This window comes from Staphylococcus sp. GDY8P131P, from assembly GCF_017891975.1.
Taxonomy (GTDB): domain Bacteria; phylum Bacillota; class Bacilli; order Staphylococcales; family Staphylococcaceae; genus Staphylococcus; species Staphylococcus nepalensis.
In genome coordinates this window covers 61,119-75,233 of record NZ_JAESKF010000003.1, presented here as the reverse complement: position 1 = coordinate 75,233, position 14,115 = coordinate 61,119, and the positions used below count along the sequence as shown (strand labels likewise).

The following is a 14,115-nucleotide window of genomic DNA, read 5'->3' as shown; positions in this document are numbered from 1 at the left end:
TAGATTAATTATAGCTTGCGGCGACATAGATGGATGATGCTTTACCCGCATACGTTTCAAAAATCCTAAAGGCGCAATAGCGCAACCTCAAGTTGCCTTGTAGAAAATAATTAGGCGCGTGACTTTATACTCACATTACTTTATTTTTGAATACAAGGCGTGGTTAATATGGAAATTGGTTCAAGCATCAAAGAACAACGCGAACTCAAAAATGGGTCGCAAGACGAACTAGCTGAAATACTAAACATTTCACATCAAAGTATTTTTAAATGAGAGTTAAATAAAGTCTACCCTAGTATTGATATGTTCATTAAAATGAGTGATTTATTCGATGTTTCTCTAGATGAACTAATTAAAGGTGATAAAAACTTTAAGGAAACTACTATCGAAACCTACCAACAACCTGTTTCAAACCAAAATCACCATCCTATGGATGGTTGGGAATTTCTGTCTAATTACTGGTGGCTCTTCTTTCCTGTCGTTGTTACAATTTGGTGGATGCTACAAACATTTCATTAATTTGTCTAATCTCATACAGTTCGTTTCCAACACATTAGATAAAACATCATGCGCTTTTGGTTAAACGGAGATTTATAAATCATACATGCAGCAAACACCTCCGTGCGCTATAGATTAAACTACCTCAGTATAAGAGAGAAGTAACAAAGCGCATTTTTGTTATTTCTCTCTTATTTTCTTTTAGAAATGAACACACACAGCGGTATAAGATTGTTATACTATGTTACAAATATACTAAATGAGGTGTCAGTTATGGTTGATAACGTAAAATTGTTTATATATGCTGATAAAGAAGTTGAACTCAAACATCACCTAGCTACGATAGTGACAGAAAACGAACTTCAATATTCTATTATCAACTTAAATCATAATTACGCGCATTTTAAGACTTACACGCTTGACGAGCCACTCCCAGAACGTATGAAAGTCAAAGAAATCATTAAATTTTGGTGCAAATGGTATAGCTCCAGTCTCGCTAGCGAAACCATCATACACAAATGCAATCTCGCAATATTTAGTCAAAAACGAATTAAAAAACTTTCTAATTCTGAACTTAAGCTATTACATATCGCTAAGCTTGTGATAGTGCCAGAATCAAAATTTATTATAAAAGAACCCCTACAAAACGTCACAATTGAAACAAAATATACGATTATTAATTTACTTAATGAGTTAAGTACATCTAATACCATTATTTCATTAACAAATCACACTGAAGAAGCGCTTCTAATTAGTGAATATTGCTATCGTTTTAACAAAAATTCATTCAAACCCATAGCGCTTTCCAACGACAATTCTGAAAAGTATGCATCATCTATTGCCGAAAATCAAACACACTTAAGTCGTCAGCCGATCAGAAGACTAACAGTAAAGACAAATGAAAAAACAATGTTCCTTGACCCTATAGATATTGATTATTTAGAAAGCCAAGATGGCAAAGTAGTCATTCATGTGGGCGATGAACAATATATTCATGACACGACATTACAAAATATAGAAACGCTTATCATTCCTTATGGTTTCTATCGATGCCACCGTTCGTATATTATTAATTTACAAAAAATTACCGAAATTATTTCATGGTCTAAAAATAGTTACTCTATTCGAATTAATACTTCCAAAGATACATTAATACCTTTATCAAGACAGAAAGCTAAGGATATTGAACAATTTTTCAATATTTATGAGTAACATTTCACTGTGATATAGATACAATTCACCTTCTTTTGACTGTACAGCGCTCCTGTAAACGATAAACTGTTGTTGATTTCAAAAGGAGGTTTTTTCATGGATAATGTAATTGAAATGGAAAATGTAACGAAGTCTTTTAAAAATAAAGATGCTGTTCAAAACATGAGTTTCACCGTAAAAAAAGGAGAAATTTTCGGTTTTCTTGGCCCAAGCGGCTCTGGAAAAACGACGACAATTAAAATGCTAACTGGTTCCTACTGTCAGTCTAAGGGTAGTCTAACGGTGTTAGGTTATCGTAATGAAAACATTGGTTCTAATGGATTTATAGATCAAATAGGTATACTTTCTGACCACAGTACTGCTTACGAAAGACAAAGCATTGCAGATAATTTGAAATTATTTGCGAAATTAAATGATGTGCCGTTACAAAAAATAGATGACACTTTAAATTTTATTGGTTTAACTCAAGATAAAAAAACATTGGTTAAACATTTATCAGCCGGTATGAAGCAGCGCGTTTTATTAGCAAAAGCATTGATACACGAACCAGAATTACTGTTTTTGGATGAACCTACTGCTTCATTAGATCCCTTAACAATTCAACACATACACAAAGGGCTTAAAGCGCTCAACGAACGAGGTACAACGATATTTTTAACGACGCATAATATGCAAGAAGCTAACGATCTATGCCATCGCGTCGCATTTATTGAATCTGGCATACTAAAAGAAATCGATACACCTGATAACTTTAGATTTAATCATTCGAATCATACGATTAAAGTGATGCACAAAAACAATCGGTCCAAGACTTTACCCATGACTAGTGAATCAGCCCAATATATTTCAGATATGTTAGAAGCTAATGATTTAAAATATATTTCCTCTGATTTACCTACATTAGGTGATGTATTCTTAAAAATCACAGGAAAGGAGCTCGTTTAATATGAATACCACACGTTTATCTGCCCTATTAGAAAAAGATCTAAAAGAAGCCATACGTAACCCATCTATTATATTTATGCCAATCATTATATTGTTTGTTAGCTTTTTCTACAGTTTTATAATGTCTGAAATAGGCAACGCTACTTCAGCCACAATCCTAATGCAGTTTATTGTGGTTAATATGGCGTTTGTGATGGTGGCAACTGCGACAATCATTACGATGTTTGCTGAAGAAAATGAAAAAGGCACTTTAAAAGGATTAATTGAAACGCCCGCATCAAAAGTTGAGATATTATTATCAAAAGCCATTATAATGAAAATACTTACTATCATTACAACTATCTTAAGTCTCCTAATTCTTGGTAGTTCTATTCATTTTGGTTTTCAAACTTATATCGGACTTGTGATCATGTTGTTTTTCTATCTTATATTAGGCTTAACATTAGGCCTTTTATCTAACAGTACCGGAGCAGCTACAACGTATACAATGCTACCCTTCTTTATATTTGGTATGATACCTTTATTTGAAATGATGAAGGATGTCTTAGATTTAGGTTTCTTTGAAAAAGTATTAAACTGGTTACCTTTCGGACTCGTTTTAGAGTTAGAAACAAATCACGCAACGTTAACTTTAATTTATTTAATGATTTGGTTAATTGTAAGTATCATTACTTTAACATTCGTTTATGATTACAAGTTCCGAAAGCGTTAAGAATGTTCACAAATTCGTTATAATTTACTTCAAACGCATTATATCAATATTCTATAGCCTTTCTTCTCAATTTCATATGTTTAGTTGAGAATTGAAAGGTTATTTATATTTTATGAAAGACTATATAAACAATGTATATGCTTTCATTTTTGTATGTGTAAGCATGACTCAAATTGTCTGTCAACGCAAATAGCGCGCACGCTTTAAATCTATTATGATTCAAGCCCTCTATTGTTGACGAAATACGTACTACATGCAATAATAGAAAATGAAAGATTAGAATTATTATAATTAAGAAATAATAATAATCTAATCAATAATATTTTACATTAACAATAAGTTATTAAATAGGAGGATGTTTTACATGTCTTTAATCAACAAAGAAATTTTACCATTCACAGCTAACGCTTATGATCCAAAGAAAGATGAGTTTTTCGAAGTTTCAGATGAAAACTTAAAAGGTGCTTGGAATGTCGTTTGCTTCTACCCAGCAGACTTCTCATTCGTATGCCCGACTGAATTAGAAGATTTACAAGGACAATATGACAAGTTACAAGAACTAGGTGTCAATGTATATTCAGTATCAACTGATACTCACTTTGTACACAAAGCTTGGCACGATCATTCTGAAGCGATTAATAAAATTCAATATACAATGATTGGTGACCCTTCACAAACAATCACTCGTAACTTTGAAGTATTAGATGAAGAACTTGGCTTAGCTCAACGTGGTACATTCATCGTAGACCCTGATGGTGTTGTTCAAGCAGCTGAAATTAATGCAGACGGCATTGGCCGTGATGCAAGTACATTAGTACACAAAATTAAAGCAGCACAATATGTACGTCAACACCCAGGTGAAGTATGCCCAGCAAAATGGGAAGAAGGTTCAGAAACATTACAACCTGGTCTTGACTTAGTAGGTAAAATCTAAGGAGGCATTGATTTGAATGCTTAATGATCAGCTAAAATCACAATTGCAACAATTACTTCAATTGATGGAAGGTGACGTTGTACTAAGTGCAAGTCTTGGTTCAGATGATAAATCTAAAGAATTAAAAGAATTGCTAGACGAAGTAGCTGCAGCGTCTTCAAACATAACAATTGAAGCAAAAGACCTAAAACGTACGCCAAGCTTTACTGTTAATAGACCTGATGAAGACACAGGTGTAACATTTGCTGGTTTACCTATGGGTCATGAGTTTAATTCTCTTGTATTAGCTTTATTACAAGTAAGTGGTCGTGCGCCTAAAGAAGAACAATCTGTCATAGATCAAATTAAAGCTTTAGACCGCCCGCTTAATTTTGAAACGTATATCAGTTTAACATGTCAAAAATGCCCTGATGTTGTTCAGGCTTTAAATTTAATGAGCTTATTAAATCCTAATATCACTCACACTATGGTTGATGGTGCAATCTTTAGAGATGAATCTGAAGATATCATGGCAGTGCCCGCTATCTATTTAAATGGTGAAGAATTTGGTAATGGCCGTATGACTGTTCAAGATATATTAACTGAATTAGGCAGTAAAGTAGACCCATCAGAGTTTAATGATAAAGCGCCTTATGACGTGTTAATCGTTGGTGGTGGCCCTGCAAGTGGGAGTGCTGCGATTTACACAGCTCGTAAAGGATTACGCACTGGTATTGTTGCCGATCGCATCGGCGGGCAAGTGAATGATACTGCAACAATTGAAAACTTTGTCACTGTTAAAGAAACAGACGGGCCTAAGTTTTCATCTGCACTTGAAGATCATGTAAAACAGTATAATGTTGATATGATGACAGGTGTCAGAGCGAGCGACATTGAAAAAACAGATAACGGTATAGTTGTTACTTTAGATAATGACGCTAAATTACAAAGTAAAACTGTTATCATTGCTACAGGTGCACGTTGGCGGAAACTAGAAGTACCTGGTGAAGAAGCGCTTATCAATAAAGGCGTTGCATTCTGTCCGCACTGTGACGGTCCTTTATTCGAAAATAAAAACGTCGCTGTCGTAGGAGGCGGAAACTCTGGTGTTGAAGCTGCAATAGACTTAGCAGGTATTGTAGAGCACGTAACACTATTTGAACGTAACGCTAGCCTTAAAGCAGATGACGTACTACAAGAACGTTTGAGCTCTTTACCAAACGTTACAATTATTAAAAATGCTCAAACTACTGAAGTGCTTGGTGAAAATTCAGTTACTGGTCTTAAATACCAAGACAAAGAAACGGGCGAAGACCATACTGTTGAATTGGAAGGTATATTCGTTCAAATCGGGTTACTACCAAATACAGAATGGCTTGACAATTATGTCGAATTAAATCAAGCGAATGAAATTATAATTGATCGTACCAACGCCACAAGTATTCCTGGCATATTCGCAGCAGGTGACGTAACAGACGATCGTAACAAACAAATTATAATTTCAATGGGCGCTGGCGCAAATGCCGCACTCAATGCATTTGATTATATTATTCGTCACTAAATTACATGCCCTATTAAAATCAATAGATAACTTTCTAGGAGGACCAAATCGGTTCTCCTTTTTTATGTTTTCAGTTAATAAATCGTACCGTTTTGATGTTTTAACATCCATAACAAATCGTTTAAGTCAGATTGCACTTTTATATTTCGTTCAAAAGATTGTGCGTTTATGTATCATTCGTCTATATAAATCAGTAGCTTGAGATGATACCCTTAAGTTATAATTTCAAGAGCAAATAGATTATGATATAAACAGGACTATGATTAAAGGAGTAGTACGTTCTATGAAAAAAAGTATATTTTTATCGTTAGTACTCATGCTAACTGCTATACTCGCCGCATGTTCTAACGAAGATTCGAATGATGACCAACAACACAGTGACAGACACGCACCTACCGATGTCAAAAAATTAACAGAAAATGACATTTTTAGTTCGAATAAAACAGATGAAGCCATTAGTGAAGAGGAAATGAATAAAGCAATTAAAAAGTATTTAGATGTTAACTCAGATATTATAGACAACAAATATTTAATACAGTATAAACTAGATAAACAAACGGGTACTGATACTAAAATTACAGATGCTCAAGCAAAAAGATTATCAGATTTGTCTCACAACGCTATCAAAAATGATGTACGCTTCGAGAAATTCGTCAAAGAAAATCATTTACCAAAAGGTTATAAAACCCATGTTGACCGTATTATCACTTACTTCACAGCTTTAAATAGCACAATTAAAGATGCTGATAAACAAATTGAAGAAGTGAATTACCAACCCCAGAACAAATTGAACGTTGTAGATGTATCGACAGAATACGCTGGAGATGTAAATGGTAAACAACAAGAAAAAATTAAAAAATTCCTTAAAGAAAAAGGCATAAAAAGTGACGCAGTAGATAAATAACCACATTATTTATTTTTATGAAAATAATAATCATAATTGTGAACATTATTTTAAATAAATGTCATATTTACTTTACTTAATAAGAGATTAAATCAATAGCATTACAAAACGATGACATCTTTAATTTCCAGTCTCATAAAGCTTTTTAAACGCTTACACATTATTTTTCGAAAAACATTGACTTATATTTGTAAAAAACCTTACATGATTGTAAGGTTTTTTAATATGATATGTCTTTTTTTCTCAGAGTTGTGTTTGTTATCCTTTAGTATAAGATCAAATACAGTAAACGTAGGAGCACAGTCGAGAAACCATTTTAAGGAGGTAGCACCCATGGTGATAACTATTTTACTAGGTGCAATGGCTGCTGTCTTCATAGCTTTTAATCTCTTTGAGAAGAAAGAAACATATGGCGTTATCTCATATAAATCAATTGCTCTAAGTATAACTTACGTCATACTAGCAGTTATTGTCGGTAGTTTTTTAGACAATATACACACAATTTTTCAAGGATTTCATGATAGCTTAACAGCAGCAAAAAGATATTAACTGACAGGGCAGAGTTCACATTTCTCTAAAATGATTGCTCAGTTGCGCCCTGCCAAGGATGGCTAGTTAATGTAAATATAAAGCTTGAAGCGTGTTTTCATTCCTGGCCATCTATTGATAGCATACTGAGACCCACAGAAGTCTGTATCAGAAACTACAGCACCAAATCATACGCATTGGCAAGTATGTACGTTCAAAATTAAAATACTTAAATATAACAGTGCGCCTTATTTAACGAAGGTGCATTTTATTTTTATTTTGGCCGTGAGTATTTATCTTTAGATTCTTATGCTATTTTTCAACTTCATACGGTACACAATTTTCTATTTTTTTGTCTATTACAGTATCTTTATTTTCATACCCTAAATATACTAAGCAACATCTGATTACGACTTGATGCGCAATAATTACAATAGATTCTAAAGATGGGTCTACTTCATTTTTAAAGAAAGCTTCTACACGTTTCAATACATCTTCATAACTTTCACCTTCTGGCGCTTTTTGAGTAAAGCTGTGTCTAAATGCATGATATGCGCCATTACCAAAATATGCTGCATATTGAGGATCTTGTTCAACTTCACTCACTTTTTTACCTTCAAAAATACCTAAAGAACGTTCTCTTAATAAAGGGGTCACAGTTGCAGGGATAAATTTATCAAAAATTGCATTATATGTTTGCCTAGTTCTCGTTAAATCTGATAAATAGATATGGTCAATCTTCATTTTATTAAAATGATATTGTAATCGTTGTGCGCCGCGCGCTCCTTTTTCCGTTAAAGGCACGTCTAATTGGCCACAAAAATAATGATTCCCTTCTTTTTTATCATAATTAGATTTAGATTCACCATGTCGAATTAAGTATATTTTCATATTGATTTATCCTCCTTTTTATCTCATCTAACACTTTTGTTAGATGGAGCATATAGACTATAATTCATTTTTTATTGTTGTTATGATTAACATGAGGTGATAAAAATGAATGAACAATCATTACATTCGGATACACAAGGCGGTCGCGTTCTATCTTCTATCAGTTATTTTAGTATATTTTTTGCACCTATTATTTTACCAATCATTATTTGGATTTTTGCTGATAAGCCAGCGTCTGCGCATGCAGCTAAATCGTTATTTTATCATATTATCACATATATCGGTCCAGTCTTCATTGCAATTACGTTAGGTTTAGGAAGCACACTCCTCAATCAGCAACAAAACACGATTACTGTTATCGCTATTATTTTCTCTATCATTTTAATCATATTGACCATTTGGTATACAATTAAAAACGTTTATCGCGGTGTTAAAGTACTAATTTCTGAAAATGCTTATTTTAACCCGTAAAATAATATTTAAAAAGGAGGATGGTTCTTAATAAACGTGAAACCATCCTCCCTTTTTATATTCGCTTTTATTAACTACTTTTACTAAATAGTAAGTTAAGTGACAGACCTATTAAAACTGTTCCTACTGCGTAATCAAAAATGGCTTTGACTTTTCTATTAGCAAAAAGTAGCTTGATATATTGAAAAATATAAACACAAAAAATAAACCATAATAAAATAACTGTAGTTACAATCGCTGACAGTATGGCTATTTGTGTTGTAACGCCTTCACCCGTACTTAAAAATTGCGGTAAAATACTTATGTAATAGAGTAGTGCTTTCGGATTTAATATGGTACTCAAAAAGCCTTGTCTATAAGAGCTTAAATAACTAAACTGTTGCGCTTCGATTTGCGTTACAGAAAAATTCATACCTTGACGTGCACTTATAATACTTTTTATCCCTAGATATATAAGATAACCAGCGCCAAGTATTTTAATTACTAAGAATACATAATACATATTTGCTAATATAAAAATAATACCAAAAACCGCTAATAAAGAATAAACAACGTGACCGGTTGTGATACCTAACGCTGCCATTGCGCCATTACCTTTACCTGAAGTAATCGAATTTTTCATTACTACAAAAAAATCTGGACCAGGGACGATAATAATCATTAAAGTAATTGTAATAAATGCGGCTAATCCTTCCATTCTATGCACCTCCACTTTGTTTATGTTATCAAGATGCACTGACCATCGCAACACGCTAGTCCATTATTTTTTAATAATTCAAAGAAAGTATATTACAAGCTAGGCCTTAAACATTTTACTATAAAAATACACCGTCTGAATTGATTCAAATTAAACGATTATGCTATATTACCTGTGTAGTCGAGAATCGGCTACTTGTCTTTTATATTCATAAACATATTACACTTAATAGAGAGCAGGACAGAAACGATTTTACTCAAAAGTTTTCACCCTGCTCTCTTCTATTTTATTAGCAATAACTCAATGAATCGAGAATAAGCTAATCTTTATTTTTCGATCTTTTTATATTTTGTCTAGAAAAAACTATCGCATATTGCGTAAGCTGTAAGTTCTATTCTAAACCTCCAAAGCAAATCAAACACATTAAAGACTAACATTAGCCAATAAGAGGATTACACATCTTCTTAATATTGATTGATACAATAAACATTAACTTATTAATTTCAAACCAATCGTACTGCCTAATATGACAATAATACAGATAATTCTTTTTATATCAGTTGACTCTTTATAAAATAGCATACCTAAAACAGCCCCTCCGACTGCACCAATACCAGTCCATACAGCATAAGCCGTACTCATAGGCAATTGGTTCATTGCTATGGATAACGCTAAGAAACTCACTGCAAAGAAAGCTATCATCCATCCAAGCGAACGCCATTTACGACTATGCACATAAGCATTCAAAAACGTGATACCTAACATTTCAAAAACACCTGCAAAAATTAATAAAATCCAAGCCATTACGAACGCCCCCCATCACTTGTTGTCACTAATTTCAAGCTAATTACACCTAATAATAATGTTATTATTAAAATAATTTTCCCTAAATTAAATGGTTGTCCAAAAAATAGAAAATCAAATAATGTCACACCGGTCGTACCAAGTCCAACAAACACTGCATAAGATGTTCCTACTGGCAATACTTTAGATGCTTCAATAAGCAAGTAAAAGCTTAAAAATATAGCAATGATAGTTAAAATCCATTCAAATACTGATGAAGCATGCGTTAAACCAATCACCCATCCTACTTCAAAGACAGCTGCAATAATAATTTTTAACCAATTCATAATAAGATACCTCCTAAAAAAGTTAAAAAAGCCCGGGAGATAGTTGTTCATACTATCTCCCAGGCTTTTATCCTTCCGTGTCACATCATATATGTGGCTTTCTCTCGGACCGAACCAACAAAAATGTTGTGGAACCCTAGAAAGCGTTTATTCAATTATTTAAATCATATCAAATTACACTTTTATATTCAAGCTTAAGAAATGAATTTTATCATAAATTATAATAATTATCATAAGGAAAACGCTTAACATAAGATTAACGCTTAATTTTGCACTTTTTTTATAATTTTTCGAGTCAAAACTCTCTACATTTTATGAATTTTAATGTATACTAAGCATTAAATTATAATAATTATAATTTAATAGCGTGATTGATGAAACTCATTCTCAATTAAGTACTTTGATTAATTAAACTATAAATTTTTATAAAAGCGAGGGATTATGATGAAATTATTAAATTACAAAATGCAAAATGATGAACTTATTGCTACTGTATTATCCGACAAGAAACAAATATTCAAATATACTTTTGATATCAATACACCTGAATACGAGATTTTAGATGTACTTGAGGAAATCAATCACTATGTAGATAACGGTCAACATCCACTAGGCTGTTCATTATTAAAAAACTATTCACACGAGGATGTGAGCCACAATATTTTATAATCTAAATCCTCGACCAAAAAGGTGAGTATAACTGATGCATACGAATCAGTATACTCATCTTTTAATTTTTGATTAGCACCAATAACATATCTGTTTTTAATTTTCGATATCATGTTTAAAATTAAATACACGCAGGAGAACGTCCCTGGATATATTAATATTCTATTTCATAATTTGGATAGGCTTTATTTGCAATAGCCCCATAAATCACCGCATTAAAAACACGACATTTATTGGCTTTTTTGTTTTATATCTAACTATACCCTTTCTTTACATAATCATTTATAATATATATAAACCGTATTTTAAATTTAATATGCATAATATCATTATAAATAACAAGACGAATGCGTTAATCCTAGAAAGTAAAAGGGTAAATATATAATAAGAGCATGTGTCATAATCAAATTACATAAGGAGGGACGCAAAATGTGGATTATCTCAATATTACTCATTATTGTTGGTATTGTGTTGCTCATCCTAAATAATCGTATACCAAAAAAAGAAAACGTGGGCAAAAAACAAAGTTTAGTTAGCTTCGGCGTTGTTTGTTTAGTTATTGGTATTTTTGGATTGATTGGTCAGATTATTAAGTCAATAATATAATACGTTTCATATAAGAAGGCTGAGACAAATTTAGTACAATGTCTCAGCCTTAAATATCATATTGGCAGTAGATAACTGGAATGAAAATACACTGATATTAAATTTTTAAAGTACCACTTCTTAATTTATTAAGTTGAAGGCACTTATGGCAAGCATTTTAGCTCTTGCATGCTTTTTTTCTAGTCACCTTTACCGAGATAGGACAGAAACCATTTTAGAAACATACGTTTTCTGTCGTATTCTATTATGCATGAACTTGCTTTATACGATGCTCTAAACCTTAGTAGTCCTTATATACAAATCTTAGCAAATGTATACTTATTACTGTTTGCTACCTACATATTAAATAAATCATTAAAAGATTCTGCCATTGTAGGATGGGTATAAATATTCTCTTTCAATACTTCAAAAGGTAAGCGTTGATCGATTGCTAATTTTATTAAATTAATGATTTCTTCTGATTGTAAACCATATAATGTCGCACCTAGTATTTCATTTGTTTCTTTGTTAACTACTGATTTAAACAAACCTCTTGTGTCATTGTTTACTTTGTGACGTGGGATTGTATTAACTGGAACTGCATTTTCTAAAATTTGATAACCTTGCGTTTTGGCTTCTCCTGCTGTCAAACCAACGCGTGATAATGGAGGATCAATAAATACTGTATAAGGTACAACGCCACGATTTTCAGTTGTACGTTCGCCTTTCCCAAATAACTGGTCTTTGACGATTCTAAAGTCATCTAATGAAATATAAGTGAATTGCATACCGCCTTTCACATCACCTAATGCGTATATATGTGGTACATCAGTTTGTAAATGTTTGTCTACTTTTATTTCACCACGTTCACCAATTTTGATGTCCGTATTTTCTAGTCCAAAATCTACATTAGGTTTACGGCCAGTTGCTAATAATACGGCATCTGCTTCATAGTTACCTTTCGTAGTGTGCACAATCGTGCCAGAAGTTGTATCTTCAAAACGTTCTGTATCTGCGTTCAATACGAGGTTTACGCCTTTATTTTCTAAATCCTTCTTAACTTCAGAAACAATCTCTTTATCTTCTTTAGGCATAATATCATCATGTTTTTCTAAAATTGTGACTTGTGTACCAAAATTCGCAAACATAGAAGCAAATTCTAATGCAATATATCCTCCACCAACGATAACTAACTGTTTAGGTTGAGTTGTCAACGCCATAATACCTGTAGAATCGTATAAATGTTGTGACGTCTCTACACCATCAATGGATGGAATAACGGGATTCGCACCTGTGTTTATAACAATGTCAGTTGCTGTGATTGTTTCTTGTATTTGATCGTCTTCATCTAATAAATCAATTTCTTTATTAGACGTAAATACTGCCTTATAATCTAGGACACTTATATTGTTATCATCTGCTAAATTATGATAATTTTTGCTATTTAAAGCATTAACTACGTCGCTTTTTCTAGAAAAAGCTTCATCAAATGAACCATGCTCTAATCCTTCGTGTACAAGCGTTTTAGAAGGAATACATCCTATATTAATGCATGTACCACCATACATTTTCTTAGATTTTTCAACTACAGCGACACTTTTCCCTTGTCCAGCTGCAAATTTGGCTAATGTTTTGCCGCCTTTACCGAATCCTATAATAAGTAAATCAAATTGTTTCATTAGTATCCTCCTTAAGCGTTTCATTTAAAACATCACGTATTGTAATACCTTTATAATAATCGATTAATATCTGCTGTTCCTTTTTGTGGAACTTAGACATTGTATTACCAATCTCTCTAGATATTTCACAATTATTGCTTTCATCTCCAGTATATATACGTCCTTCCGATTTATCTTCATTAAAAAGTATAAATAATTCAGCTAAATTCACCCGAGCCGTTGTAATGTTGGCTCGATACCCACCAAACTTACCTCTTGATGTTTCTAGATATTGGTATTGATTTAATTTACGCGTCACCCTACGTAATTGCACTGGGTTTACACAAATACGTTCAGCTAATTCAGTGCTATTAAAACGTTCATCAAAATGCTTTACCAAAAATGATAATAAGTGTACTGCTATATTAAATTCTAAATTCATAGTCTCACCTTTTGATTTTAATTGAAACTTTTATAGTTACATTTAAACATACAATTTTATTTCACACAAATCATTTGTTTAATCCTTTGCTATATTATAACGAAAAGCGTTCAAAATGATTTAACATCTCTCCTCTTCATGGAACTTATAATCATGCACCTCTTATTTTATTATCGTATACCATATATATCTTTAAACAACTGACATATAAATCCACCTTCTTTTTGTCCCAGTAAGCGCTTCACATCATTTCCATTAAACCCACTTTCTCTTGTAGTCACTATCGTGTAATGACTATT

18 protein-coding genes and 1 riboswitch are annotated in these 14,115 nt (G+C 32.6%); of the genes, 12 read left to right on the top strand and 6 right to left on the bottom strand.

Features of this window, described 5'->3' with window-relative positions:
* Nucleotides 1–168: 168 nt before the first annotated feature.
* The 9 genes from KA894_RS14915 (at nucleotide 169) to KA894_RS03625 (ending at nucleotide 7,294) form a co-directional block, all read left to right on the top strand.
* On the top strand, nucleotides 169–273 hold the full coding sequence (locus KA894_RS14915; protein ID WP_232514185.1) for a helix-turn-helix domain-containing protein: 105 nt from the start codon (nucleotides 169–171) through the stop codon (nucleotides 271–273).
* A 42-nt stretch (nucleotides 274–315) separates the two neighbouring features.
* Nucleotides 316–519 (top strand): hypothetical protein, encoded by a 204-nt coding sequence (locus tag KA894_RS14910; protein WP_390173768.1) that lies wholly within the window; start codon nucleotides 316–318, stop codon nucleotides 517–519.
* A gap of 252 nt (nucleotides 520–771) precedes the next feature.
* Complete coding sequence (locus KA894_RS03655) at nucleotides 772–1,710, top strand: LytTR family transcriptional regulator DNA-binding domain-containing protein (protein ID WP_119488037.1); 939 nt, start codon at nucleotides 772–774, stop codon at nucleotides 1,708–1,710.
* Nucleotides 1,711–1,806: 96 nt separating this feature from the next.
* Nucleotides 1,807–2,655: an ABC transporter ATP-binding protein gene (locus KA894_RS03650; RefSeq protein ID WP_096811043.1), complete on the top strand. Its 849-nt coding sequence runs from the start codon at nucleotides 1,807–1,809 to the stop codon at nucleotides 2,653–2,655.
* A 1-nt stretch (nucleotide 2,656) separates the two neighbouring features.
* Nucleotides 2,657–3,367 carry an ABC transporter permease subunit gene (locus tag KA894_RS03645; protein ID WP_119488035.1) on the top strand — a complete coding sequence of 237 codons (711 nt, stop codon included), beginning with the start codon at nucleotides 2,657–2,659 and terminating at the stop codon, nucleotides 3,365–3,367.
* A 364-nt stretch (nucleotides 3,368–3,731) separates the two neighbouring features.
* Nucleotides 3,732–4,301: an alkyl hydroperoxide reductase subunit C gene (gene ahpC / locus KA894_RS03640; RefSeq protein ID WP_096811045.1), complete on the top strand. Its 570-nt coding sequence runs from the start codon at nucleotides 3,732–3,734 to the stop codon at nucleotides 4,299–4,301.
* Nucleotides 4,302–4,317: 16 nt separating this feature from the next.
* Nucleotides 4,318–5,841 (top strand): alkyl hydroperoxide reductase subunit F, encoded by a 1,524-nt coding sequence (ahpF, locus tag KA894_RS03635; RefSeq protein ID WP_107643836.1) that lies wholly within the window; start codon nucleotides 4,318–4,320, stop codon nucleotides 5,839–5,841.
* Between the two features lie 283 nt (nucleotides 5,842–6,124).
* Complete coding sequence (locus KA894_RS03630; RefSeq protein ID WP_096823959.1) at nucleotides 6,125–6,745, top strand: NDxxF motif lipoprotein; 621 nt, start codon at nucleotides 6,125–6,127, stop codon at nucleotides 6,743–6,745.
* 333 nt (nucleotides 6,746–7,078) lie between these two features.
* A complete protein-coding gene (locus KA894_RS03625) occupies nucleotides 7,079–7,294 on the top strand; it encodes a hypothetical protein (RefSeq protein ID WP_096811048.1) in 216 nt (71 codons plus the stop codon).
* A 291-nt stretch (nucleotides 7,295–7,585) separates the two neighbouring features.
* Here the strand turns inward: KA894_RS03625 and KA894_RS03620 are convergent, their stop codons facing one another.
* Entirely contained in the window at nucleotides 7,586–8,164 is a 579-nt protein-coding gene (locus KA894_RS03620) for a histidine phosphatase family protein (RefSeq protein ID WP_115342446.1), read from the bottom strand.
* 105 nt (nucleotides 8,165–8,269) lie between these two features.
* Between KA894_RS03620 and KA894_RS03615 the strand changes: the two genes are divergently transcribed.
* Entirely contained in the window at nucleotides 8,270–8,635 is a 366-nt protein-coding gene (locus tag KA894_RS03615) for a DUF4870 domain-containing protein (protein ID WP_115342447.1), read from the top strand.
* 70 nt (nucleotides 8,636–8,705) lie between these two features.
* On the opposite strand, the gene KA894_RS03610 is transcribed toward KA894_RS03615, so the two are convergent.
* The 3 genes from KA894_RS03610 to KA894_RS03600 form a co-directional block, all read right to left on the bottom strand.
* On the bottom strand, nucleotides 8,706–9,332 hold the full coding sequence (locus KA894_RS03610) for a LysE family translocator (protein WP_096811051.1): 627 nt from the start codon (nucleotides 9,330–9,332) through the stop codon (nucleotides 8,706–8,708).
* A 489-nt stretch (nucleotides 9,333–9,821) separates the two neighbouring features.
* Complete coding sequence (locus KA894_RS03605; protein ID WP_096811052.1) at nucleotides 9,822–10,136, bottom strand: DMT family transporter; 315 nt, start codon at nucleotides 10,134–10,136, stop codon at nucleotides 9,822–9,824.
* Entirely contained in the window at nucleotides 10,136–10,462 is a 327-nt protein-coding gene (locus tag KA894_RS03600; RefSeq protein ID WP_096811053.1) for a DMT family transporter, read from the bottom strand. The genes KA894_RS03605 and KA894_RS03600 overlap by 1 nt, the downstream gene beginning before the upstream one ends.
* A 54-nt stretch (nucleotides 10,463–10,516) precedes the next feature.
* A riboswitch (guanidine-I (ykkC/yxkD leader) is annotated at nucleotides 10,517–10,613 on the bottom strand.
* A gap of 293 nt (nucleotides 10,614–10,906) precedes the next feature.
* Here KA894_RS03600 and KA894_RS03595 point away from each other — a divergent pair.
* Nucleotides 10,907–11,131 (top strand): hypothetical protein, encoded by a 225-nt coding sequence (locus KA894_RS03595; protein ID WP_096811054.1) that lies wholly within the window; start codon nucleotides 10,907–10,909, stop codon nucleotides 11,129–11,131.
* Nucleotides 11,132–11,560: 429 nt separating this feature from the next.
* Nucleotides 11,561–11,737 (top strand): hypothetical protein, encoded by a 177-nt coding sequence (locus KA894_RS03590; RefSeq protein WP_170006901.1) that lies wholly within the window; start codon nucleotides 11,561–11,563, stop codon nucleotides 11,735–11,737.
* A 335-nt stretch (nucleotides 11,738–12,072) separates the two neighbouring features.
* Here the strand turns inward: KA894_RS03590 and merA are convergent, their stop codons facing one another.
* Together merA and hypR are read right to left on the bottom strand one after the other, a co-directional pair.
* Nucleotides 12,073–13,395: a hypothiocyanous acid reductase MerA gene (gene merA / locus KA894_RS03585; RefSeq protein WP_115342448.1), complete on the bottom strand. Its 1,323-nt coding sequence runs from the start codon at nucleotides 13,393–13,395 to the stop codon at nucleotides 12,073–12,075.
* Complete coding sequence (gene hypR / locus KA894_RS03580; RefSeq protein WP_115342449.1) at nucleotides 13,382–13,816, bottom strand: redox-sensitive transcriptional regulator HypR; 435 nt, start codon at nucleotides 13,814–13,816, stop codon at nucleotides 13,382–13,384. Before hypR ends, merA begins: the two co-directional genes overlap by 14 nt.
* Nucleotides 13,817–14,115: the final 299 nt, after the last annotated feature.

Coding starts and splice junctions, on each gene's coding strand:
- KA894_RS03655 (WP_119488037.1), top strand. CDS start 772: ATGGTTGATAACGTAAAATTGTTTATATATGCTGATAAAGAAGTTGAA.
- KA894_RS03600 (WP_096811053.1), bottom strand. CDS start 10,462: ATGAATTGGTTAAAAATTATTATTGCAGCTGTCTTTGAAGTAGGATGG.
- KA894_RS03620 (WP_115342446.1), bottom strand. CDS start 8,164: ATGAAAATATACTTAATTCGACATGGTGAATCTAAATCTAATTATGAT.
- ahpC (WP_096811045.1), top strand. CDS start 3,732: ATGTCTTTAATCAACAAAGAAATTTTACCATTCACAGCTAACGCTTAT.
- ahpF (WP_107643836.1), top strand. CDS start 4,318: ATGCTTAATGATCAGCTAAAATCACAATTGCAACAATTACTTCAATTG.
- KA894_RS03605 (WP_096811052.1), bottom strand. CDS start 10,136: ATGGCTTGGATTTTATTAATTTTTGCAGGTGTTTTTGAAATGTTAGGT.
- KA894_RS03615 (WP_115342447.1), top strand. CDS start 8,270: ATGAATGAACAATCATTACATTCGGATACACAAGGCGGTCGCGTTCTA.
- KA894_RS14915 (WP_232514185.1), top strand. CDS start 169: ATGGAAATTGGTTCAAGCATCAAAGAACAACGCGAACTCAAAAATGGG.
- KA894_RS03630 (WP_096823959.1), top strand. CDS start 6,125: ATGAAAAAAAGTATATTTTTATCGTTAGTACTCATGCTAACTGCTATA.
- KA894_RS03645 (WP_119488035.1), top strand. CDS start 2,657: ATGAATACCACACGTTTATCTGCCCTATTAGAAAAAGATCTAAAAGAA.
- KA894_RS03625 (WP_096811048.1), top strand. CDS start 7,079: ATGGTGATAACTATTTTACTAGGTGCAATGGCTGCTGTCTTCATAGCT.
- KA894_RS03595 (WP_096811054.1), top strand. CDS start 10,907: ATGAAATTATTAAATTACAAAATGCAAAATGATGAACTTATTGCTACT.
- KA894_RS03650 (WP_096811043.1), top strand. CDS start 1,807: ATGGATAATGTAATTGAAATGGAAAATGTAACGAAGTCTTTTAAAAAT.
- merA (WP_115342448.1), bottom strand. CDS start 13,395: ATGAAACAATTTGATTTACTTATTATAGGATTCGGTAAAGGCGGCAAA.
- hypR (WP_115342449.1), bottom strand. CDS start 13,816: ATGAATTTAGAATTTAATATAGCAGTACACTTATTATCATTTTTGGTA.
- KA894_RS14910 (WP_390173768.1), top strand. CDS start 316: ATGAGTGATTTATTCGATGTTTCTCTAGATGAACTAATTAAAGGTGAT.
- KA894_RS03590 (WP_170006901.1), top strand. CDS start 11,561: ATGTGGATTATCTCAATATTACTCATTATTGTTGGTATTGTGTTGCTC.
- KA894_RS03610 (WP_096811051.1), bottom strand. CDS start 9,332: ATGGAAGGATTAGCCGCATTTATTACAATTACTTTAATGATTATTATC.